Genomic DNA, 22,637 nt, shown 5'->3' with positions numbered 1-22,637 from the left:
AGAAAGCGGGTGTACGATGGAAATTGTGAAAATTTCTCCCCGCGGCTACTGCTATGGTGTCGTAGATGCCATGGTGCTTGCGCTGCAAGCAGCGAAAAATATGGATTTGCCGCGGCCTATTTATATTCTCGGAATGATTGTTCATAACAAGCATGTAACAGACGCCTTCGAACAGGAAGGCATCATCACGCTTGACGGCGAGAACCGTCTTGAAATACTGGAGAAGATTGAGCAAGGAACTGTCATCTTCACCGCACATGGCGTATCGCCAGAGGTCCGCCGCAGAGCGGAGCAGAAGGGACTGGCTGTCGTGGATGCGACCTGCCCGGATGTGACCAGAACGCATGATCTGATCCGTGATAAGGTGGCTGAGGGCTACGAGATCGTCTATATCGGGAAGAAGGGACATCCTGAGCCGGAAGGTGCGATTGGAATCGCACCGGAGCATGTCCACCTGATCGAGCGGGAGGAAGAGATTGCCCGTCTAGAGCTGGGAGACGCCAAGATTCTGATTACCAACCAGACGACCATGTCGCAGTGGGATATCCGTCACCTGGTAAACAAGCTCGTAGAGAAGTTTCCGGGCGCAGAAGTCCATAATGAGATTTGTCTGGCAACGCAGGTAAGGCAGGAAGCGGTCGCCGGGCAGGCGGGACAGGCACAGCTGTGTATTGTCGTTGGCGATCCGCGAAGCAATAACTCGAACAGACTGGCACAGGTATCCGAAGAGATATCAGGCGTGAAAGCATACCGGGTTGCGGATGTGACCGAGATCCGCCGGGAATGGCTGGAGGGGATTGACCGCGTAGCGGTAACCTCAGGAGCTTCGACGCCGACTCCTATAACGAAGGAAGTCATCACCTATCTGGAGCAGTATGACCATGCGAACCCTGAAACATGGGAGGCAAGGCGCACAGTGAACATGAAGAAGCTGCTGCCGACCCTTCGGGAGAAGACAGCGAGCCAGACAAAATAGCAAATGAGAAAAGACGGTTGACGATCAGCCGTTTTTTTTGTATAGTTGCTTTAATAGATAAAAGCATAAAAGCATGAAAGCTTGAAAGCATATAAGCGTTTAAGTGAAAAAGGGAGAGATGAATATGATCGTAATCACGAAGCCGGAAGTAACCGAAGAGCGGATTAATGAAATTGCAGGCCATATCCTCAGGGCAGGCGTTCAGCCGCATGTTTCCCGCGGCACGGACCGCACCGTCATTGGCATTATCGGACAGGCGGATCCGGCACTGGCTGAGCATCTCCGTTCCATGAAGGATGTCGAGAATGTCATCAAGATCTCGAAGTCTTACAAGCTGGCTAGCCGCGATTTCCATCCGGATGATACGGTCATTGACATCAAGGGCGTGAAGATTGGCGGAGACAACCTGGTTGTCATGGGCGGTCCATGTGCCGTTGAATCCCCAAGGCAGATCGACGAGATCGCACGTCTGGTCAAGAATGCGGGCGGCCAGGTGCTGCGGGGCGGGGCGTTCAAGCCGCGTACCGGGCCGTACAGCTTCCAGGGCATTGGTGTGGAAGGGCTCGTCATGATGGCGGAAGCTGGCCGCAAGCATGGGCTGCTGACGATTACCGAGGTCATGACACCCGAGTACGTGGACATCTGTGCCGAGCATGCGGACATCCTGCAGGTCGGAACGCGCAACATGCAAAACTTCGATCTGCTGCGCAAGCTGGGCTCAATCCAGACACCGGTTCTGCTTAAGCGCGGCTTCAGCGCCACTTATGATGAGTTTCTGAATGCGGCGGAATATATTCTGGCGGGCGGAAACCCGAACGTCATGCTTTGTGAGCGCGGCATCCGGACCTTTGAGTCCTATACCCGCAATACGCTGGATCTGGCTGCGATTCCGGTGCTGCAAAGCCTCAGCCATCTGCCGGTTATATCGGACCCAAGTCACGGAACGGGACGCCGCGAGCTTATCGAACCGATGGCGAAGGCGTCAGTAGCGGCAGGAGCGAACGGTCTGATTATCGAGATGCATACCGATCCCGACAACTCTTCGACAGGCGACGGGGTGCAGTCCTTGTTCCCAGACCAGTTCGCAGCTCTCTTGAAGGACCTGGAGAAGCTCGCCGAGGTCGTGGGCAAGAGGTTTAACACGGTGAAAGAGCCGCAGGAAGCATTTGCCGTCTGGACTCGTTAACGTTCGGAAATGAATGAACCGGCAGCTGAAGGGGTGGATAAAATTCCCATACCCCTTCGGCTGCTTTTTGTCATGAGCCGAAAGCCATGATCTTTTTATGAATAAACGCTCAAAAGTGTGAGCATACCTGACATGCGCGCAAAAAATACCTGACATAGCTATTGACGACTGGCAGCGGCTGGTTCTATAATAACGACAGGTTTCAAGAAAAAAGTAGAACGATCTGAGTTCTAACTTACGCAAATGTTCGGAAATGGAGGAAATTCAAGATGTCAGTTCAAAATGTTTTGAACACGATTAAAGAAAACAGCATCCAGTTTGTCGATTTCCGTTTCGTAGATCTTGCGGGACGTGCGCACCATATTACGCTTCCTGCGACTGAGGTGGACGAGGATACCTTCGTTAACGGCGTTGCGTTTGACGGCTCTTCGATCGCGGGCTTCCGCGGCATTGAAGAATCCGACATGGTTATGATGCCGGATACGGAAGCTGCTTATGTTGATCCTTTCACAGATCATCCAACACTCAATATCATGTGTAACATTCACACGCCTGACGGCGACCGTTACGAGCGCGACCCGCGCAGCATCGCCCAGAAGGCTGAAGAATACCTGCAGAAGTCCGGTGTTGGTACGGCTGCATTCTTCGCACCGGAATCCGAATTCTTCATCTTTGACGACGTTCGCTACGAAAGCTCGATGCATACGTCTTCCTTCACGGTTGATTCCGAAGAAGCGGCTTGGAACACGAACCGCAAGGAAGAAGGCGGAAACCTTGGCTTCAAGGTTGGCGTAAAGGGCGGCTATGTGCCGGTTGCACCAATCGATACGCAGCAGGATATCCGTTCCGAAATGGTACGCCTGATGCAGGAATCCGGCCTTCGCGTTGAGCGTCATCACCATGAAGTTGCTACGGCCGGCCAGGCTGAAATCAACTTCCGGTTTGATACGCTGACCAAAACAGCTGATAATCTTCTGAAATATAAATACATCGTACACAACGTTGCCCGTCAATACGGCAAAACAGCTACCTTCATGCCGAAGCCGCTGTTTGGTGACAACGGCAGCGGAATGCACGTTCACCAGTCGATCTTCAATGGCGACACTCCGCTGTTCTGGGAGAAGGGTGCCTATGCTAACCTGAGCAAGATGGCCCTGAACTATATCGGCGGCATTCTGCATCACGCGCCGGCGCTGATCGCGCTGACGAACCCGTCGACCAACTCCTTTAAGCGTCTGGTTCCAGGCTATGAGGCACCGGTTAACCTGGTATTCTCGAAGGGCAATCGTTCCGCAGCTGTCCGTATTCCGGTTGCTGCTGTAACGCCAAAAGGCTGCCGGATCGAGTTCCGTACACCGGACTCCACGGCTAACCCTTATATCTCGTTCGCAGCTATGCTGCTTGCTGGCCTGGACGGCATCAAGCGCGGTATCGACCCGACTGCACTGGGATATGGACCGTTCGATAAGAACATCTATGACCTTTCCGACGAAGAGAAGAGAGAAATCCGCAGCGTTCCAGGCACTCTGGACGAAGCGCTTGATGCTCTGGAAGCGGACTATGAGTTCCTGACAGAGGGCGGCGTTTTCACGAAGGACTTCGTTGAAAACTATGTTTCCTTGAAGCGCGCTGAAGCTAAAGCTGTATCGATCCGTGTTCATCCGCACGAATACAGCCTGTACTACGACTGCTAATTCCAGCACTTATACATGCCAAGAGCTCCCGTTTCGGCGGGAGCTCTTTGTTTAACTGTGATTATTCAGACAGCGGAGACCGGTGAATGATCGAGTACATCGGGGGTTGTCCCAGCCGGCTTTCATAGAGAACGGCTTCCTGTGCGCGCCAGGATACAGAGAGCTCCGGCAGACCCGCCAGCATATGATCGCTGCTCCAGCGGTCCTTGCCCTTGTATTTGCGGGCAATGGTCAGATGCGGGTGGAAGGAGCGCTTCTCTGGCTTGAAGCCCGCCTGCTGTTCCAGTGCAGAGGCCAGTCTGGCGTGAAGGGCTTCGAGCTCGGGGACGGGCTGGCTGATTCCTGCCCAGAGAATAGACGGGCTTCCCGGCGGACCAAATACGCCGTAGCCTTCAAGATTAATCATGAACGGGCTGCTGTCCGATGCGGCCTGGTCCAGCGCCGAGCGTATGTCATTCACCTTCCCTGCAGGCATCTCGCCGAGGAAGTGCAGGGTAATATGCCAATCCATCGGGTGCGGCCACCGTTCAAAGGCGAGTCGGCTCTTCCATCCGGGAAGAAGACGCTCCAGCTCCTGGCGAACCGTCTCAGGTACCGCTATGCCAGTGAATAAGCGCACAGATTGTTTCATGTAAATTCCCCTTTGTCAATGTCATATTTACTTGAAGCATATCACTAAACTTGCTATCATAACCATATCCTATACAGAAAGCCAGGGGTGGAAACGTGACTAACCGTGCATACAATTTCAATGCAGGACCTGCGGCACTTCCATTGGAGGTACTGCAGCAAGCACAAGAGCAATTCGTTGACTATCATGGGGCAGGCATGTCTATTATGGAAATGTCTCACCGCAGTGCCGCGTACGAGCAGGTCAACAACGAGACACAGGCTTTGCTTCGCGAGATGTACGGCATTTCGGATAATTACCATGTTCTGTTCCTGCAGGGCGGAGCTAGTACGCAGTTTGCCATGTTCCCGATGAACCTGCTTGCACCTGATCGTGTTGGCGCTTATGTAATGACCGGCAGCTGGGCGGACAAAGCGCTGAAAGAGGGCAAGCTGATCGGTGAGACAGCAATTGCTGCATCCTCGGAAGCGGACGAGTACCGCCGGATTCCCGCATTATCCGATATTGTAATCCCGGAGCGCGCGGCTTATGTACATATTACATCCAATGAGACCATTGAAGGCACGCAGTTCCAGGCCTTCCCGGATACAAAGGATGTCCCGCTGATCGCGGATATGTCCAGCGATATTCTGAGCCGTCCGGTCGATATCAATAAATTCGGCATGATCTACGCAGGTGCTCAGAAGAACCTGGGACCTTCTGGTGTTACCGTTGTTATTATCCGCAAGGATCTGGCAGAATCATCACCCAAGACACTGCCTACGATGCTGCGTTACGACACGCATGCCAAGAACAATTCCCTGTATAATACACCGCCATCCTTCTCGGTATTCATGGTTAATCTCGTATTGAAGTGGATTCAATCGAAGGGCGGAGTAGAGCAGGTTGCCGAATTGAACCGCGCCAAGACGAACCTGATCTATAATGCCATTGACCAAAGCGGCGGCTTCTACAAAGGCTTCGCTCATACGGACAGCCGTTCGATGATGAACGTAACCTTCCGCATCCACAGTGAAGAGCTGGAGAAGCAGTTCGTGAAGGAATCGGAGCAGCAGGGCTTTGTTGGTCTGAAGGGTCACCGCAGCGTCGGCGGTCTAAGAGCTTCGACTTACAATGCGGTTACACATGAGAGCTGCCAGGCACTGGCTTCCTTCATGGCAGACTTCCAGAAACGGAACGGCTAATCGGACTTTTATAGTAAGTTACTATAGGCAAGACAGAGAGAAGACCGCCCGGCTGCCAAGCAGCAGGGCGGTCTTTCGCGAGAGGAGCGCAGCCAATAATCAGGCATGCGTCAAGTCTTTTACCTGGGGACCGGTCAGCTTGTAGCCGACGTTGCGAACTGTCATAATATATTCCGGGGTACGGGCATTCTTCTCGATCTTGTCGCGAAGATGACTGATATGAACATCCACAATACGGGTATCGCCCAGAAAGTGATAATCCCATACGCCGTGAAGCAGCTGCTGGCGGCTAAGTACTTTACCGCGGTGCTTGCACAAGAAGAGGAGAAGCTCAAATTCCTTAGGCGTTAGATCGATCAGATTGCCGTCGAGACGGACCTCACGCTGCTCGGCATGAATGCTCAGACGTCCGATCTCATGAACAGGGCCATCTCCGGTGGCCGGAAGCTGCTGGACGCGGCGAAGGATTGCCTGGATGCGGGAGATCAGTTCCTGCGGGCTGAACGGTTTGGTCATGTAATCATCGGCGCCATTATCAAGGCCGGCAATCTTGTCTGTCACATCCTGCAGCGCTGTCAGCATCACGATCGGCACCGCGTTGTTCTGTTCACGGAGCTCCCGGCAGACCTGTATGCCGTCCATCTTGGGCAGCATAAGGTCGAGCACAATAAGGTCGGGGCGAAACGGCTTCAGCATATCGAATACGGCCTCTCCGTCATGAACACAGCGTACATCATAGCCTGCAAGCTTTAAATTAAACTCAATGAGCATGGAAATGGATGGTTCATCGTCGACGACTAATATTTTCTTCTTCACTCTGATTCTCCTTTGCCGACTTTAGTAATCCTATTATGTACGCTGACCTTATGCGAAAGATTAAGTAAAAGTAAAACGAGTGTAAAATATCCGAACATCTGGAATTTTAAGAGGGAAATTTGAGGAGGAACTGCGTTTGGCATTTCATATCGTATTGGTAGAGCCGGAAATTCCGGCTAACACGGGCAATATAGCCCGTACATGTGCGGCGACGGGGGCACATCTGCATTTGGTTCATCCGCTGGGCTTCCTGACGGATGACCGCACACTGAAACGGGCCGGGCTGGATTACTGGCATGCTGTGCATGTGGAGCATCATGACTCTTTCGAAGAAGTTCGGCAGGCTAACCCGGAGGGCAGGTTCTTTTTTGCGAGCACCAGGGCCTCCAAGCGTTATTCAGATTTCGAGTTTCGGGACGGGGACTTCTTTGTGTTCGGAAAGGAAACCAAAGGCCTCCCGCAGGAGCTGCTGGACCGCAATCTTGAAACCTGCCTGAGAATTCCAATGACCGGCGATGTGAGATCGCTAAACCTGTCGAATTCGGCAGCTATCGTTTTATTCGAGGCATTTAGACAGACGAACTTTGCCGGGTTGGATTAGAATTGCTGGAAATTCAGGTCTGAAATACCTGCAAAATCAAGTCTTTAGGCCAGCAAATAGCACCCTGGTTGCAGGATATTAAGAAAAAACGAAAGTTGGGGAGGAAAAGCAAGTTAGCCCACGAACTCTATAGAGCCTAGGTTTCTACACATGTAGTTGACAAGGAACAAGGAATACAGGAGAGGTGATACATTTGAAACCGGCTGGTGTCGTTCGTAAGGTAGACCAATTGGGCCGTATCGTACTGCCCAAATCGCTTCGCAAGAGGTATCAGATGAATGAAGGGGACCCTGTCGAAATTCTGGTTCAAGGGGACCACATTATTTTGGAGCGTTACCGTCCAAGATGTGTATTTTGCGGTGCAATGGATGAGGTTCGTGAATTTAAAGACCGTTACCTGTGCTCATCCTGCATCACCGACATGACGCAGCTCCGCAGAGGTTGATTAAGGCTTAGTGAAATAGTAAGGTATCGTATGCCTTCTTCGGCTTCCGGCTGAAGAGGGCATATTTGTTATCCGGACGGGAAGCTGGCACTGGCTTGAGGTTCTTGAAAAACAAACCGGCTGCTCCTTGAAGGAGCAGCCGGCTGCACACGCGCATTAGAGACCTTTGGTCTTGTCATCGTTATACGACGACGTCAGAATAGCGAGGACGAACAGGACCATAACGGTCATGATGATGATAAAGTTAACGCTCATTCTGTACACCTCCAATGATTGCTTATATTATACCCAAGCCCAGCCAAAAAGAAAACGAAGCAAATTGTGAACAGATTGTTACAAAGAGCTGATTGTGAGATTAATCATGGACGTTTTTGCGGTATTGTCCTGGCGATACCCCGGTCTGCTTCTTGAAGACCTTGCTAAAGTATTTATCATCGCTGTATCCAACCATGCCGGCGACATCGGTAATGCGGAGCTCGGCGTTGCCAAGCAGAAGCTTAGCCTTATCCATCCGCATCCGCTCCACGTATTCGGATAGTGTCGTTCCTGTCTCCTGTCTGAACCGGCGCGAAATGTATTCTCTGCTCAAATAAAATTTGCTCGCAACAGCAAACAATGACAGATCATCATTGATATTCTGTTCAATGTACTGCAGGATGTCATTGATCACATTGCGCTCGGAGCGCTTCTTCGCAGCCATTGTTTCGGCTAAGGCAACTGTATGGCGCAGTATAGCTTGTTCGGTTTCGCGCAGCGAGAATTTGCCATCGTCTTGGAAGGCAGCGGGAAACTCTGCAGTCTTGGGGATGGAATCAGAATTGTCGGCCAAGGATTGCGTCCACCTGCTGTAGAGGAGACGGTATTCCTGCTGCCAGCTCTCCACATCGGCCGGAGTCAGTATGGTCATGGCAGCCGCTTCACTGGACCAGCGCCGGATAGCGGCGGCGATTTCTGTCTCACTGCGGCTTAGAATGGCAAGGCGTACGGCTTCTTCGATATCACTGAGATGCGGCCTCTTGCCAGCAGGGGGAAGCAGCTTGTCATAGAAGTGCAGGAATTGATTCCCGTCTAGGAGATTGCGTCTATGAAGCGCTTCTCTTGCTTCACGGGCGGATTGCTTGAGGCCTGACGGGAATGCCTGAACACCACCCGTGCCAAAATGCAGCCGGGCGCCCATCGTTGCGGCGAGAGCATCCTGCAGCTCACGAAGCCGGCGCTCAAGCATGGATAGGCCGTCCCACAGTACGACATAAACAGCATCACTTTGGCTGGGAATCCGGAAGGCGTAGCCGGACTTCCAGTTCAGTCTGACGAAGTCGTTCAGTATATTCGTCATGGCGAAGGCGATCAGCTCCCTGTCCTCGCGGAACCGCTTGACCAGGAGAGGAGGGAGCGGTTCCAGCGAGCAGATCACGGCCCGGCACGTGGTGCCGCCGGAAGGGATGCTGAATTCCGCGCTGACCTGCTCGATCAGCTGAACGGGGATCGACGAGTCGGAGGCCATGCGCGTAAACACGTTATCCCAGTACACAGGCTTGAACTGATTCCGCTCTATATTCTCGGCGGACTGCTTAAGCTTATCCTCCCTTGACTTGCGTGCCGCTTCAACGGATTTGCGGACGGACTCATTCAGCTGATCCGGATCTAGCGGCTTCAGAAGATAGTCGGAACCGCCATACTTGATAGCATGGCGCATGTAATCAAAGTCACTGTAGCCGCTGATGACGATGATCTTGATGTCAGGGTAATGTCCGGCTATCCACTCGAGCAGTGCCCGTCCGTCAGAGATCGGCATGTGCATATCTGTCAGCACAAGCTCGGGCCGGTGTTCGACGATCATCTGTTTGGCTTGTTCCCCATTGTCGGCCTCCAGCTGCCTTGTGATCCCATAGCTGTTCCAGTCAACCAGCAGCTTGACGGCTTCGCGCGCATGCTGCTCATCATCCACAATCAATATGTTCATTCCTGTTCCTCCTTGCTGCCGGGCAGCTGCAGGATAACCCGCAGTCCGCCTGCCCCCTTCTCGTAATTGCCGGGCTGTTCAAGCATAATATCAGCTTCCGGTCCGCTGTATAAGCGCATCCTGGTCATAACATTAACAAGGCCTATATGCTCGTCAAGCCACTGCTCGTGCTCATTAACCCGTGCAATCCGAAGGGCATCTCTCACCTGACCAAGACGCCTTTCCGTCATACCCGGCCCGTCGTCCTCTACCGTAAGCTGCAGGAGGTCTCCTATGATCCTGGCGGTGATCGAGATATGAATCCTTCCTCCGGCGGGATCGAAGCCATGCTTGAAGGCATTCTCCACAAGCGGCTGAACCAGCATGCGCGGCACTTTCACCGCAGCGGCCTTGTCCTGAATGTCATATTGAACGGTGACCTTGTCGCCGAAGCGCTGCTGCTGCAGGGCGAGATAGGCTTTGACATGCTCAAGCTCATCATGGACGGTTACCGGCTGATCCGAGGTGCTCATCGAGTACCGCATCATTTTGGCCAGCTGTGCAATAAGCGTATAAACCTTAGGCGCTTGATGCTGCAGGGCCAGCGTGCCGATAGACTGCAGGGCATTATATAGAAAATGAGGCTGTATCTGGGCCTGAAGCGCCCTCAGCTGATTGGATTTGCTTGCAAGCTGCAGCCGGTACTCCCGTAATATCAGATTGTTGATCGTCTCCATCATCTTGCGGAACTTGCCGGCGAGCATGCCGATCTCGTCCGTACCCTGAATGCGGATATCGACATCCAGATCGCCGGTCTGCACTTGATTGATATATCGGATCAAGTGTTTCATGGGACGGGTAATTCGAAAGGATACATAGACAGCCGCTGCAATTGCAGCAAGCAAGAAGATGGTCAGGATGACCGTATTTACAAACGTAACCTGGCGCGTGCTCTCCGTCAGGACAGACTGGGGAATCAGCTTTACGAGTGTCCAGTTCATGTAGGACGTCTCCAGCTTCTCATACACATACCAGCTGCTGGTGCTGCTGCTGCCGGTGCGTCCTGTACCGCTGGGGCCGCCGGCTTCGGTCAGCGTCTTAACCCATGGCTCGTTCAGTATGGCACCACTCTCAGCGCCTTGTGGGCCGTATACAATGGAGCCATCCTCACTTAGCAGGTACAGCTGCTCCTTACTGGGGTCATAGAGCTGGCTGCAGATGGAATCCACGACATCCTTCTTCAGATCAATCGAGATGGTGCCGATCTGCTTGTAGGAGGGAATGCGGATAATTCGGCGGTGTATCGTAATGACTTCCTCCGGCGGATAATAGGGATTGGTATGAATGCCGTATTCATGACTCTTATGCGCCGCCTGGACGCTCACATTGCGGTCCTCCGGAAACGTTACACCCTCATGTGGAGCGGACTGCTCGGCTTTCTTGAGGTTGCCCTGAATAATCAGATATCCCTTTTCCGCCATTTCGGCATGCAGATAGACCTGCCGGATCTCTCTTACAGAACGGGATATAGACTGGATTGTGCGGTAGATTTCCTCCTCGGACAAGTAGTCGGTCTTGCCTCTCTCCAGTATCCGGTACAGGGTGTCCCCAAATTTGGTATCGTTATAGGGCAGCAGAGAGGCCTGATTCGTGACATCAAAATAATGAATAAGATTCGTCTTACCCTGAAAAACAAGATTGGATGCCTGCTGCAGTGCATCCTCGGTCACAATCTCGGTGGTTCGGGAGTTCGTCAGGTAAATCGACAGCAGCATGGGTACGGTAATCGCAATGATGAGAAATACAATTAACTTGGTGCGAAGACTGCGTTTCATCCACTCCAGCAGCCCCATAAGCATTCCCCCGTGTGTGTATAATCGTAGTGCAAACGCTCGCACTAATTATAGTGGCGGTTAGGAGAAAGATCAATATGTTCCACCTTTCGCGTCATTCGTATCGGTGTTGGCAGGCCCTGCGGCTTTTTATACTAGATATAAAGGCCGAGCCGTCTGGCTGTGCGCCAATTACGATATTTTACAGACAAAGGGGGAAGACGGGCATGAGCAAGAAACGGAACAGCGAATGGATGCAGCAGCTCGTTTTTACTGGACCGGCAACCGTGGTATTTGCGGTTATTGTCATATTGCCGTTCATTATGGGTATGTATTATTCCTTCACAGACTGGAATGGGGTTTCAGGCAGTATCTCATTCGTAGGGCTGGACAACTTCAAGGCCCTCTGGAGCGATGCAGGCTTCAAGAATTCTTTTGATTTTACAGTCAGGTTCACTATAGTTGCCGTTGTGCTGACGAATCTGATGGGGTTTATTCTGGCGCTGCTGCTGACACAGGGTCTTAAGCTCCGGAATATGCTGCGGACGCTGTTCTTCCTGCCGAACGTGATCGGCGGTCTGCTGCTCGGTTTTATCTGGCAGTTCATCTTCATCAAAGGCTTCTCGGCAATCGGGGATTTGACGGGGCTTTCGTTCTTCAACCTTCCATGGCTTGGCGATGAACAGACAGCCTTCTGGGGCGTCGTCATTGTCAGTGTCTGGAACGGGGCAGGCTACTTGATGATTATCTATATCGCCGCGCTGATCAACGTGCCTAAGGATTTAAGCGAAGCGGCATCCATTGATGGCGCCACTGCCTGGCAGCGTCTGCGTCACATTACCGTTCCGCTCATTATGCCGGCTGTAACGATCTGTCTGTTCCTGGCATTATCCTGGTCCTTCAAAACCTTCGATGTCATCCTGTCGCTTACGAAGGGCGGACCTTATAATTCCACTCAGTCAGTAGCTCTTAATATATATCTTGAAGCATTCCAGAATAACCGCTACGGTCTGGGCACTGCCAAAGCGCTGGTATTCTTCATCGTGGTGGCATTGATTACAACCCTGCAGGTATGGCTGACTAAGCGTCGGGAGGTGCATGCATAATGGAAACCAAGCGATATACCGCCCGTACATTTACGACTGAAATTCTCGCGGTTCTGCTTGTGCTGGTATTCCTGGTGCCGTTCTACTTTCTGCTGAGCAACTCGGTTAAATCATTCGCAGATATCCTGCTTGACGCAGCGGCGCTTCCGAATGCTATTAACTGGGAGAACTACACGAAGGCATGGGAGATCATGAAGTATCCGCAGGCTTTCACCAACTCGCTGTTGATTACGGTATTCAGCATTACAGGCCTTGTTATTATCAGCTCAATGTCCGCTTACAGAATGGTGCGCAGGCCGACAAAATATAACAGCGTTCTCTTCCTGATGTTCGTAGCCGCCATGGTTATTCCGTTCCAATCCATTATGATTCCGCTGATGAAGGTAGCCAGCTGGTTCTCGCTGGTAGGCAGCCTCCCGGGGCTGTGGGTATGCTACCTGGGCTTTGGCTCATCGCTGACAATCTTCCTGTATCACGGTTTCATTAAGTCTATTCCGCTCGAGGTTGAGGAATCAGCGGTCGTTGACGGCTGTACACCGTACGGGGTATTCTGGCGGATCGTATTCCCGCTGCTTAAACCAATGACGGTCACTATTATTATTCTGAACAGCTTGTGGATCTGGAATGACTTCCTGCTGCCGCAGCTGATTCTAAGCAAGCCGGAGCTTCGCACTATTCCGCTGTCCACGTTCTCCTTCTTCGGGCAGTATACGAAGCAGTGGGATCTGGCGCTGGCCGCACTGGTAATGGGTGTGGTGCCAATCGTTATTTTCTTCCTGTCCCTTCAGCGGCACATTATCGAGGGAATTACAGCGGGCTCGGTTAAAGGCTAGTTAATCGGGCAGCAGGATAATGCGGCGGATTGGTAGTCCTGGCCGGGCAGCCGGCCATCAATCCGCCTAAAGCGTCAACATTCTACACTTTTTTGTTCAATGTCGTCGGTGTAGGCGTTTTCATAAACGAGCTATACTTAATATTGTAAGGATGGTACAGACGGCCGAAACAACAGAGAGCGTACGTACCAGACTCAACAAGCTGGATTAAAAAAAGGGAGGCACAAACATGAAAAAATGGACCACGACTCTGCTGTCACTAATCCTGGTTGCTGTACTGGCTGCCGGCTGCGGCGGCGGTAATAACAGTACAACGGGAACAGGCGGCACAGATACCGGAAGCAGTACCGGAACAGATACAGAGAAGGCGAAGGATCCGGTTAAGATCCGTATGTTCCAGTTCAAGGTGGAAATTGCAGAAGCGCTTGAGCGTCTGAAAGCTGAATATGAGAAGGAAAATCCAAATGTCAAAATCGTCATTGAAACGGTTGGCGGCGGTGCGGACTACGGTGCTGCACTGAAAGCGAAATTCGCATCTGGCGACGAGCCTGACATCTTCAACAACGGCGGATACCAGGAGATGGAAACCTGGATGGAACACCTGGAAGATATGTCCGATCAGCCATGGGTAGCAGATGTAGTGGACGCAGCGAAGCCTCCGATGACCAAGGACGGCAAAATCTATGGTATGCCGATGAATCTGGAAGGCTATGGCTTCATCTATAACAAGGAGCTGTTCGCCAAAGCTGGCATCACCGAGACACCAAAGACGCTGAGCGAGCTGAAAGCAGCGGCTCAGAAGCTGCAGGACGCAGGCATCACGCCGTTTGCCAACGGCTATCAGGAATGGTGGATCCTTGGCATTCATAATTTCAACGTGGCGGTTGCACAGCAGGAAGACCCGACTGCATTCGTTAACGCAATGAACGATGGAACCGGCCAAATTCCAGGCAACCCTATCTTCAATGATTGGGCGAATCTGCTGGATACGACGCTGGAGTACAGCAACAAGAACCCGCTGACGACGGACTACAACACACAGGTTACACTGTTTGCGAGCGGTGAAGCAGCTATGATGCAGCAGGGCAACTGGACGCAGGTGCAGATTGACGGCATCAACCCTGATCTGGACCTGGGCGTTCTGCCTATGCCGATTAATGATGATGCAGAGAAGAATGACAAGCTGTATGTAGGCGTTCCGAACAACTGGGTTGTGAACAAGAATTCTGCTGTGAAGGAAGAAGCCAAGGCGTTCCTGAACTGGATGGTTACCTCTGACCTCGGCAAGAAGTACGTTGTAGACGAGTTCAAGTTTATCCCGGCATTCAAGTCGATTGAGGTAACGAATCCAGATACATTGGGCGATATCGCCAATGACATTATTGCCTACAGCAAGGATGGGAAAACACTGACATGGAACTGGTTCCGTTATCCGGAGGGCGTAACGCAGGAGCTTGGCTCCACCATACAGGCTTACATTGCCAAGAAGCTGACCCGGGAGGAAATGCTGGAGGCTTTCCAGAATTCCTGGAATAACCTGAGAAGTAAATAATCATTCAGATCTATAAGAACAAAAATTACGGTTTGGACAAGAAATCCTTGTCCAGGCCGTTTTTTTGTGGAATGTTACGGCAATATGTTAATGATTAGGCGGGTCTTGGCGTACAATAGATTGCCAGATCACAACGGAAGGCGGCGGGCCTATTGAAATACCGGTATTCAGCGAGGCTGCAGGAATCCGATTATAGTCAGGGAATGCTGCAGGGATGGTGTGGGGGAGAAGGGCTGCTGCCCTTAGCGGGAGAGCTGCCTGCCACGGAAGATTGGCTTCCGCCCCAAGTCATAAGCCAGGCGGCGAAGCAGGTACTTGCCTCAGAGAGCTTTATGGCTGGGGACATGGAAGGGCAGGGCTATAGGCCGCTGCGGGAGCAGCTGTGCATTCCTCTTGCGGCTGCAGGCATTGATGCGGCTCCCGAGCAGCTGCTGGTCATGCCAGGCCCCCGAGCGGCACTGGAGCTCTGTATGAAGGTGCTGACTGATCCAGGAGAGACGGTGCTCGTCGAGCGTCCCGCATCCGCTGAAGCTCTTCAGGTCATCCGAATGAATAATTTGCGTGCTGCGGATGTAGCGTGCGACGAGGAGGGGATGCTGCTTGATGCGGCAGAGCAGCTCCTGAAGACGCGGAAGCCAAGGCTTGTGTATGTCATGCCGGACTTCGGCAGCCCTTCTTCCCGCATCTGGAGCCTGGAGAGAAGAAGAGGGCTTGTTGAGCTCTGCCGTCGGTACGAGGTGCCGATCATAGAGGATGGCTCGTATCGTGACTTGCTCGGTGATTCCGGCACCAGCTATCCAGCGCTGCATGCACTGGCAGAAGATAAGGATCAGGTGCTGTATACAGGAACTTATGCGCGGACTTGGCTGCCAGGGATCGGCGCGGCATGGATCGCGGCAAGCCCGGAGCTTATCACCGTGATGGCGAGTGTCACGGGTGAGGAGGAGCAGCGCGGGCATATGCTCCATCAGCTGCTGCTCCATCAGCTGCTGATGAATGACGTGCTGGAGCGTCACAGTCGGGAGAGAGCAGAGAGATTTAGAAGCCGGATGCAGCTGGCGGAGCAGCTATTGCGAACAAATGGCAGTCCGGGGCTCGCGTGGCATTCTCGAGATGGCGGCCTGTTCATGTGGCTGGAACTCCCAGAGGGGCTCGACGGAGAGGCGCTGCAGCGGGCGGCGCTGATGAAGGGAGCAGCTATAGCGCCTGGCGCGAGATTCTATGCAGAGTCGCCTGTTCGCAGCAGGGCGAGGTTAACTGTAGCAGGCGTGAATGAACAGCAGCTGGCAGCAGGCATTGAAGGGCTCGTAGAAGCCGTAAGCGAGTTTACCGCCCGCAGCTGACAAGTCCGGACACAAGCAGCGTCACGACAGACCACTGCTTATGTCCGGCCGGAACGAGACCGCAGTGGCACCGGCAGCTTGGATTACAGGCTGCAATATCTTAGCTGTCCCCGGCAATCCCTCCGGCAGCAGACTGGCGCCAGGCTTCTACGACATCGGCGTAGTCAATAAGCGCCTGCACGCCCTGCGGGCGCAGGCGGTACACACCGCGGTCCACACGCTCAAACCAGCCATAGTAATCGTTAAGCAGGATGCGGGCGGCCTGCGGGCTTCCGCTGAGCTCTCTTACGCGGCGCGGCGGCAGTTCGCCTTCCTTGTGCAGCGCCCAGGCGCAGCGAAGCGCCTTCTCCCGGTAGGAGGTTACCAGCTTGCGGCCCGTGCTGCCGCCCACATTATAATCGCCGGAGCGCTCACGGAACTCCGTCAGCAGTCTGGACTGCCGCTTCCTCCTCATGCCCCTTGCAGGCGGGTCCCCCGGCTCGCACAGCACTTCGACGGCCGGTGCTTTGGTCTTATAGAAGGTTACGGTCATCAGCCCAAGACCCAGCAGCCGGCACAGCTCCGTGAGGTCGCCGAAGCGCTGGTTAACCGCACCAGACTTCTTCCGGTTGCGCTCGACGGCCAGCATGACACGGTCAGTGAGCCGCAGCCGTTCAACCCCCTGAAGCAGCAGTGCCAGATTAAAGGTCTTCTTCATCTCCACAATCACGGTTGCTTCCTCGCCCGGCTTCACAGCTACAAGATCGCAGTGGAGCACCTCACTTTTCACCTCATAACCGAGCTTCTCATAGTAGGCTTTAACAGGTGTGTACAGCTCGGTTTCATGCTTGACGGCCACAGACAGCTTCCCCTTTCCCCGGTACCAGCAGCTCGTTAACCAAACTGCCGTAAACATAAGTAACCGTATTATAGCACAGGACGGGACTCGCGGCTCTCCATGCAAAAAACCGCCTTCCCATACGGAAGACGGAATATCAATGCGGCGTTGGCGGCTGCAGTCAGGCTGTCAGGTGCCGGGGCAGAATGCCGGGCCGGACAGCAGCGAAGCAAGTTTGACAGCTAATCTGCGCTTTCGGGTACGGAGCGATCGTTTCATCGGAACCTCCTCTTGGCACAGGTCTGATTAGAACCAGCTTAAGCCGCATTTATTACGGCTGTATCAAGCCTCCGTTAACATTTTGTGAAGCGTATCCCGCAATTAGGCGGAAGAAGAAACAAAATATGGGGCAATTTCAGATGCGAACACGCATAGGTATATATCACTCAACATCGGAAGAAAGCCGCAAAACCTCACATGGCGGCTCAGGGTTTGGGTGAACGGCGGCCGCTTGACGGCGGAGCGTTTGCGAGCAGGAAGTTCGGCATGTTGGCGGGCAGAGTCAAGGCGAACAAGCGGCAGGGAGAGACAGGGAGGAGGCGCAGCATGGATATTTTCAAACGGATCTCGGATTACAATCAGGAAAGTGAGAAACTTGCGTGGACAGGGACGTTTAAAGACTATGTAGAGCTGTTGAAGAAGGACCCGACACCAGCGATGACGGCCCACTCTCGGGTTTACGAAATGATCAGGAATGAAGGTGTCGAGGAAGACAACGGGCATAAGCGATATAAGTTTTTTGAGAAGGAAATATTCGGGCTGGACCGGGCGGTTGAGAAGCTTGTCGAGGAATATTTCCATTCGGCTGCCAGGCGGCTGGACGTCCGCAAGCGGATTCTGCTGCTGATGGGACCGGTCAGCGGGGGCAAATCTACACTGGTGACACTGTTAAAACGTGGACTGGAGCAGTTCTCCCGGACGGAAAAAGGCGCAGTCTATGCCATTCAGGGCTGCCCGATGCATGAGGAGCCGCTTCATCTGATACCGCATGAGCTGCGGCCGGATGTCGAGAAGGTGCTTGGCGTCCGGATCGAAGGCAATCTGTGCCCGTCCTGTCAGATGAGATTGAAGACGGAGTATGATGGCATCATTGAGAATGTGGCGGTTGAGCGTGTGCTGATCTCCGAGGATAACCGGGTTGGCATCGGAACATTCAGCCCGTCGGACCCCAAATCACAGGATATTGCGGACCTGACAGGGAGTATCGACTTCTCGACCATTACGGAATATGGCTCGGAATCCGATCCGCGCGCTTACCGGTTCGACGGAGAGCTGAACAAGGCCAACCGCGGTCTGATGGAATTTCAGGAGATGCTCAAATGCGATGAGAAGTTTCTGTGGAACCTGCTGTCGCTGACCCAGGAAGGGAACTTCAAGGCGGGAAGATTCGCGCTCATATCCGCTGACGAGCTGATCGTAGCACACACGAATGAGACGGAGTATAAGTCGTTCATCAGCAACAAGAAGAATGAAGCACTGCAGTCCCGGATGATCGTCATGCCGATTCCTTACAACCTGAAGGTATCCGAGGAGGAGAAAATATACAAGAAGCTGATTGAGCAGAGCGATATGAAGCACATTCATATTGCGCCTCACGCGCTTCGGGCAGCAGCGATCTTCTCGATCCTGACGCGGCTCAAGGAAACGAAGAAGCAGGGCATGGACCTGGTGAAGAAGATGCGCATGTACGACGGAGAAGAGGTGGAGGGCTACAAGGCTGCTGATCTGAAGGAGATGCAGAACGAGTTTCTGGAGGAGGGCATGTCCGGAATTGACCCCCGCTATGTCATCAACCGGATCTCCAGTGCGCTGATCAAGCAGGATCTGCAGTGTATCAATGCGCTTGATGTGCTGCGTGCGCTCAAGGATGGGCTGGATCAGCATCCATCGATCACGAAGGAGGAGCGCGAGAAGTACTTGAACTTCATCTCCATTGCCCGCAAGGAGTACGACAGCCTGGCTAAGAAGGAAGTTCAGAAGGCGTTCGTGTATTCCTTCGAGGAGTCGGCCCGGACGCTGTTCGAGAATTATCTGGATAACATCGAGGCTTACTGCAACTGGACGAAGATCAAGGATGCGCTGACAGGTGAGGAGCTTGATCCGGATGAGCGTCTGATGCGTTCCATTGAAGAGCAGATCGGCATTTCGGAAAATGCTAAGAAGGCATTCCGCGAGGAAATCCTGATCCGGATCTCGTCCTACTCGCGCAAAGGCAAGAAATTTGACTATTCCAGCCACGACCGGCTGCGGGAAGCGATCGAGAAGAAGCTGTTCCATGACTTGAAGGATATTGTCAAGATTACGACATCCACCAAGACACCGGATGAAAATCAGCTGAAACGGATCAACGAAGTATCCAAGCGGCTGATCGACGAGCACGGGTACTGCCCGGTTTGTGCCAACGAGCTGCTGCGCTACGTGGGCAGTCTGCTGAACCGCTAGAAGCAGGCGGTCAAGTTCATGTTTTGCAAATACAATCAAGGAAACCGGCCGGTCGCAAGCGACCCGCCGGCTTTTTTTATGCTGCGTGCCCAGCTAAGCAGGAGAGAAAGAGTTATAAACATGGCAGCATGGACCCGACGGATTATAGGTAATACCCTGTTGAACTATAGGAAAATTACTTTTTTGCAGGTATATGGAAGGCGAGTGGAGAAACCGATTTATATCAGCTGTGCATAACTCTACGTAATTCCATGTTTAGCAGCATCGAAAGGAGGCGGTATAACAACTCTATTTGAAAACGCTTTAATTTCGGATGCCGAATCAGTGAAGCGAGCTTAAATTAAATTTTTAGGAGGAGATTGTTGTGATAGGAACTGAACGTATGCGAAAGCTTTTAGTTTTATGGCTGGTATTTGTCCTTGGCCTGCCTGTCATGTTGACTGCACCAAGTCCGAATGAAGCTTTTGCTGCAAGCGATACTGTCATTAACTTATCTGCAGAGAGACAGTTGATTAAAGGTTTTGGCGGCATGAATCATCCCTCCTGGGCAGGTGATTTAAGTTCATCTCAGAGAGAAACAGCCTTTGGAAACGGACAAAATCAATTAGGGTTTTCGATCGTCAGGATCTATGTCGATGAGAACAGTGCTAACTGGCATAAAGAAGTTCCTACTGCCAAGAGGGCAGCTGAGCTTGGAGCATTAGTAATCGCTTCGCCTTGGAATCCGCCCAGTCATATGGTGGAGAAATTCAATCGAAACGGAGATACGAATGCCAAAAGACTTAAATACAATATGTACAATGAGTACGCGCAGCACTTGAATAACTTCGTATCCTTCATGGCGAACAACGGAGTTGATTTATATGCCATTTCTGTTCAAAATGAGCCAGATTATGCTCATGAATGGACATGGTGGACACCTGCTGAAATCCTTACGTTTATGAAAAACAATGCTGGCTCAATTAAGACAAGAGTGATATCGCCCGAATCGTTTCAATACCTTAAGAATTACTATGACCCCATCTTGAATGACCCGCAAGCTCTAGCCAACATGGATATTCTTGGAGCACATCTATACGGTACAAGCTTCAATAATTTCCCTTATCCGCTCTTCAAGCAAAAGGGAGCTGGTAAAGAGCTGTGGATGACAGAGGTATACTATCCCAACAGCGACATGACCTCTGGAGACCGGTGGCCAGAGGCACTGGATGTTGCCCATCATATTCACCATGCGATGGCAGATGGAGAATTCCAGGCTTATATCTGGTGGTATATTCGAAGAGGATACGGGCCGATGAGAGAGGACGGAACGATAAGCAAGCGCGGCTACAGCATGGCTCACTTCTCTAAATTCGTCCGTCCAGGCTATAAAAGAGTAGATGCTACAAAAAATCCGAATACGAACGTATTTGTTTCCGCATATAAGGGGGGCAACAAGGTCGTAATCGTCGCTGTCAACAAAGGAAGCTCAGCGGTTAATCAAAACTTTGTCCTTCAAAATGGATCGGTATCTGCCGTCTCTAGATGGGTCACGAAAGCAAACAGCAATCTGCAGCCGGAGGCAACGATCCAAGTAACGGGCAATAACTTTTCGGCTAATCTGGCTCCTCAAAGTATTACGACCTTCGTCGCTGACTTGAGCGGGGGTGGCAGTGGCGGCGGCAGCAGTACAACTTATCAAGCCGAGACAGGCGCGACATTGGCCAGTGCAGTGACCGAATCGAATTACTCTGGGTATACCGGCAGTGGGTACGTAAACTTTAACGCCTATTCCGGTGCGTCCGTTCAGTGGAACAACATCTATTGCGCGATAACAGGAACGAAAAATATAAAAGTCAGATATGCACTTGAGAGCGGAACGAGAAATTTGGATGTTTATGTGAATGGGACAAAAATGACAGAAAGTGCTTCTTTTGGTCCAACCGGTTCATGGTCGAATTGGGCAGAGAAAACGATTACTGTACCGATGAATACAGGAACCAATACATTGCGATTCGTAACGAATGGTACGGAAGGTCCAAACATTGATTACATTGAAGTATCGGCAGTAGAATAATCTCTGCAAGTTCACCAGAAATCCCGTCCGTGCGAATGAGCTGCTGCGTATACGGACAGTCTGCTGGACGCTGGAGAGCAGGAGATCTAGCGAGGCTTGACGTATAAAATCAAGGAAGCCGGCCGGCCGATCGAAGGATCGGACGGCTTTCTTTTTAGCCGTTACATAGGTTTAAACTATAAACTATATTGATTCTATATATTTAACTTATTAAAATAGGCGTGTTACAACTAAGTTAACCAATAGGAAGGAAGTGGAACATATGGCTGCTAACAGCTGGCAAGCGGAAGGTTATGACGATGCAATGGCATTCGTATCCAAGGGGGGCGAGGATCTGATAGAGACAATCGGACTGCAGCCCGGAGAGTCGGCAGTGGATTGGGGCTGCGGCACGGGAGATTTGACAGCAAGGCTGGCAGGCGGCGGTGCCACGGTTACAGGGGTCGACTTTTCCCGGGAAATGATTGCGCGCGCCCGGAGCAAATACCCGCATCTTCAGTTCGTGCAAGCCGACGGCCAAACATATCGGACCGCACAGCCGGTAGATGCTGTCTTCAGTAATGCGGCTCTTCACTGGATGACCGATGCAGAGCAGACGGTTTCTTCGATTGCAGCTTCGCTTCGGACCGGCGGCCGGTTTGTGGCTGAGTTCGGCGCTGACGGGAATATCGCCTCGATTGTGCATGCGCTGCAGAAGTCGGCGCAGGTGCTGAGCCTCGGGAGCCGCATCGTCCTCCCTTGGTATTTCCCGACTCCGGAGGCATACCGGCAGCTGCTTGAGAAGCACGGCTTTCGGGTTTTATCCATTTGCAGCTATGACCGTCCGACACCGCTCAGCGGAGGAGAACAGGGACTTCAGATTTGGCTGGATCATTTTGCAGGCGGCGTATTCGCAGAGTTGCATGAGGAAGAGGAGCGGGAGGTTAGATGTTATGTGGAGGAAGCCGTGAAGCCATTGTGCTTCAGGAACGGCAGCTGGACGGCCGATTATAGAAGGTTGAAAGTGTCGGCTGTAAAGCAATAATAAAAAATCCCCGGCTCTCTCCATAATAAGAGCCGGGGCATCTGCCGCTTGAACTGCAGCACTGCTTCTCTGTTTAATAGATTATGCCGAACCACAC

At 52.3% G+C, this 22,637-nt stretch carries 18 protein-coding genes; 13 read left to right on the top strand and 5 right to left on the bottom strand.

Features of this window, described 5'->3' with window-relative positions:
- Positions 1–16 precede the first annotated feature (16 nt).
- From DNH61_RS18025 to glnA, 3 genes are all read left to right on the top strand, one after another.
- Positions 17–976, top strand: a complete 960-nt coding sequence (locus DNH61_RS18025) for a 4-hydroxy-3-methylbut-2-enyl diphosphate reductase (RefSeq protein ID WP_111148079.1) — start codon at positions 17–19, stop codon at positions 974–976.
- A gap of 124 nt (positions 977–1,100) precedes the next feature.
- Complete coding sequence (aroF, locus tag DNH61_RS18020; RefSeq protein ID WP_111148078.1) at positions 1,101–2,162, top strand: 3-deoxy-7-phosphoheptulonate synthase; 1,062 nt, start codon at positions 1,101–1,103, stop codon at positions 2,160–2,162.
- 269 nt (positions 2,163–2,431) lie between these two features.
- The gene (gene glnA / locus DNH61_RS18015; protein ID WP_111148077.1) at positions 2,432–3,856 is read left to right on the top strand and encodes a type I glutamate--ammonia ligase; all 1,425 of its coding nucleotides are present in this window, start codon (positions 2,432–2,434) and stop codon (positions 3,854–3,856) included.
- A 61-nt stretch (positions 3,857–3,917) separates the two neighbouring features.
- On the opposite strand, the gene thpR is transcribed toward glnA, so the two are convergent.
- Positions 3,918–4,487 (bottom strand): RNA 2',3'-cyclic phosphodiesterase, encoded by a 570-nt coding sequence (thpR, locus tag DNH61_RS18010; RefSeq protein WP_111148076.1) that lies wholly within the window; start codon positions 4,485–4,487, stop codon positions 3,918–3,920.
- Positions 4,488–4,582: 95 nt separating this feature from the next.
- Between thpR and serC the strand changes: the two genes are divergently transcribed.
- Entirely contained in the window at positions 4,583–5,671 is a 1,089-nt protein-coding gene (gene serC, locus DNH61_RS18005; protein ID WP_111148075.1) for a 3-phosphoserine/phosphohydroxythreonine transaminase, read from the top strand.
- A 99-nt stretch (positions 5,672–5,770) separates the two neighbouring features.
- On the opposite strand, the gene DNH61_RS18000 is transcribed toward serC, so the two are convergent.
- Positions 5,771–6,487: a response regulator transcription factor gene (locus tag DNH61_RS18000; RefSeq protein WP_111148074.1), complete on the bottom strand. Its 717-nt coding sequence runs from the start codon at positions 6,485–6,487 to the stop codon at positions 5,771–5,773.
- A gap of 136 nt (positions 6,488–6,623) precedes the next feature.
- Between DNH61_RS18000 and trmL the strand changes: the two genes are divergently transcribed.
- Together trmL and DNH61_RS17990 are read left to right on the top strand one after the other, a co-directional pair.
- Complete coding sequence (gene trmL, locus DNH61_RS17995; RefSeq protein WP_111148073.1) at positions 6,624–7,088, top strand: tRNA (uridine(34)/cytosine(34)/5-carboxymethylaminomethyluridine(34)-2'-O)-methyltransferase TrmL; 465 nt, start codon at positions 6,624–6,626, stop codon at positions 7,086–7,088.
- Positions 7,089–7,281: 193 nt separating this feature from the next.
- Positions 7,282–7,533 (top strand): AbrB/MazE/SpoVT family DNA-binding domain-containing protein, encoded by a 252-nt coding sequence (locus DNH61_RS17990; RefSeq protein ID WP_111148072.1) that lies wholly within the window; start codon positions 7,282–7,284, stop codon positions 7,531–7,533.
- Positions 7,534–7,888: 355 nt separating this feature from the next.
- Here the strand turns inward: DNH61_RS17990 and DNH61_RS17985 are convergent, their stop codons facing one another.
- Positions 7,889–9,496: a response regulator gene (locus DNH61_RS17985; protein ID WP_111148071.1), complete on the bottom strand. Its 1,608-nt coding sequence runs from the start codon at positions 9,494–9,496 to the stop codon at positions 7,889–7,891.
- The gene (locus tag DNH61_RS17980; protein WP_181438769.1) at positions 9,493–11,328 is read right to left on the bottom strand and encodes a sensor histidine kinase; all 1,836 of its coding nucleotides are present in this window, start codon (positions 11,326–11,328) and stop codon (positions 9,493–9,495) included. The genes DNH61_RS17985 and DNH61_RS17980 overlap by 4 nt, the downstream gene beginning before the upstream one ends.
- 206 nt (positions 11,329–11,534) lie before the next feature.
- On the opposite strand from DNH61_RS17980, the gene DNH61_RS17975 reads away from it, so the two are divergent.
- From DNH61_RS17975 to DNH61_RS17960, 4 genes are all read left to right on the top strand, one after another.
- The gene (locus DNH61_RS17975; RefSeq protein ID WP_111148069.1) at positions 11,535–12,413 is read left to right on the top strand and encodes a carbohydrate ABC transporter permease; all 879 of its coding nucleotides are present in this window, start codon (positions 11,535–11,537) and stop codon (positions 12,411–12,413) included.
- A complete protein-coding gene (locus DNH61_RS17970) occupies positions 12,413–13,246 on the top strand; it encodes a carbohydrate ABC transporter permease (protein WP_111148068.1) in 834 nt (277 codons plus the stop codon). The genes DNH61_RS17975 and DNH61_RS17970 overlap by 1 nt, the downstream gene beginning before the upstream one ends.
- A gap of 229 nt (positions 13,247–13,475) precedes the next feature.
- Entirely contained in the window at positions 13,476–14,798 is a 1,323-nt protein-coding gene (locus tag DNH61_RS17965; protein ID WP_111148067.1) for an ABC transporter substrate-binding protein, read from the top strand.
- Positions 14,799–14,950: 152 nt separating this feature from the next.
- Positions 14,951–16,141, top strand: coding sequence for an aminotransferase-like domain-containing protein (locus DNH61_RS17960; RefSeq protein ID WP_111148066.1), 1,191 nt, complete (start codon positions 14,951–14,953; stop codon positions 16,139–16,141).
- Positions 16,142–16,241: 100 nt separating this feature from the next.
- Here DNH61_RS17960 and DNH61_RS17955 read toward each other — a convergent pair whose 3' ends face one another.
- Positions 16,242–16,979: a DUF2161 domain-containing phosphodiesterase gene (locus DNH61_RS17955; RefSeq protein ID WP_111148065.1), complete on the bottom strand. Its 738-nt coding sequence runs from the start codon at positions 16,977–16,979 to the stop codon at positions 16,242–16,244.
- A gap of 585 nt (positions 16,980–17,564) precedes the next feature.
- Here DNH61_RS17955 and DNH61_RS17950 point away from each other — a divergent pair.
- The 3 genes from DNH61_RS17950 to DNH61_RS17940 all read left to right on the top strand — a co-directional run bounded on the left by DNH61_RS17950 (position 17,565) and on the right by DNH61_RS17940 (position 22,540).
- Complete coding sequence (locus DNH61_RS17950; protein ID WP_111148323.1) at positions 17,565–19,460, top strand: PrkA family serine protein kinase; 1,896 nt, start codon at positions 17,565–17,567, stop codon at positions 19,458–19,460.
- A gap of 382 nt (positions 19,461–19,842) precedes the next feature.
- Entirely contained in the window at positions 19,843–21,516 is a 1,674-nt protein-coding gene (gene xynC, locus DNH61_RS17945) for a glucuronoarabinoxylan endo-1,4-beta-xylanase XynC (RefSeq protein ID WP_111148321.1), read from the top strand.
- Between the two features lie 262 nt (positions 21,517–21,778).
- Positions 21,779–22,540: a class I SAM-dependent methyltransferase gene (locus tag DNH61_RS17940; RefSeq protein ID WP_111148064.1), complete on the top strand. Its 762-nt coding sequence runs from the start codon at positions 21,779–21,781 to the stop codon at positions 22,538–22,540.
- Positions 22,541–22,637 lie beyond the last annotated feature (97 nt).

This window comes from Paenibacillus sambharensis (assembly GCF_003233845.1).
GTDB classification, from domain to species: Bacteria; Bacillota; Bacilli; order Paenibacillales; family Paenibacillaceae; genus Paenibacillus_I; species Paenibacillus_I sambharensis.
The sequence above is the reverse complement of the archived record's forward strand: the minus strand, read 5'-3'. Positions and strand labels throughout refer to the sequence as shown.

Excerpts from the sequence above, each read along its gene's own strand:
- DNH61_RS17985 (WP_111148071.1), bottom strand. The coding sequence starts at position 9,496 with ATGAACATATTGATTGTGGATGATGAGCAGCATGCGCGCGAAGCCGTC.
- DNH61_RS17940 (WP_111148064.1), top strand. The coding sequence starts at position 21,779 with ATGGCTGCTAACAGCTGGCAAGCGGAAGGTTATGACGATGCAATGGCA.
- DNH61_RS17970 (WP_111148068.1), top strand. The coding sequence starts at position 12,413 with ATGGAAACCAAGCGATATACCGCCCGTACATTTACGACTGAAATTCTC.
- DNH61_RS17950 (WP_111148323.1), top strand. The coding sequence starts at position 17,565 with ATGGATATTTTCAAACGGATCTCGGATTACAATCAGGAAAGTGAGAAA.
- aroF (WP_111148078.1), top strand. The coding sequence starts at position 1,101 with ATGATCGTAATCACGAAGCCGGAAGTAACCGAAGAGCGGATTAATGAA.
- thpR (WP_111148076.1), bottom strand. The coding sequence starts at position 4,487 with ATGAAACAATCTGTGCGCTTATTCACTGGCATAGCGGTACCTGAGACG.
- DNH61_RS17975 (WP_111148069.1), top strand. The coding sequence starts at position 11,535 with ATGAGCAAGAAACGGAACAGCGAATGGATGCAGCAGCTCGTTTTTACT.
- DNH61_RS18025 (WP_111148079.1), top strand. The coding sequence starts at position 17 with ATGGAAATTGTGAAAATTTCTCCCCGCGGCTACTGCTATGGTGTCGTA.
- glnA (WP_111148077.1), top strand. The coding sequence starts at position 2,432 with ATGTCAGTTCAAAATGTTTTGAACACGATTAAAGAAAACAGCATCCAG.
- xynC (WP_111148321.1), top strand. The coding sequence starts at position 19,843 with ATGCGAAAGCTTTTAGTTTTATGGCTGGTATTTGTCCTTGGCCTGCCT.
- DNH61_RS17980 (WP_181438769.1), bottom strand. The coding sequence starts at position 11,328 with ATGGGGCTGCTGGAGTGGATGAAACGCAGTCTTCGCACCAAGTTAATT.
- DNH61_RS17965 (WP_111148067.1), top strand. The coding sequence starts at position 13,476 with ATGAAAAAATGGACCACGACTCTGCTGTCACTAATCCTGGTTGCTGTA.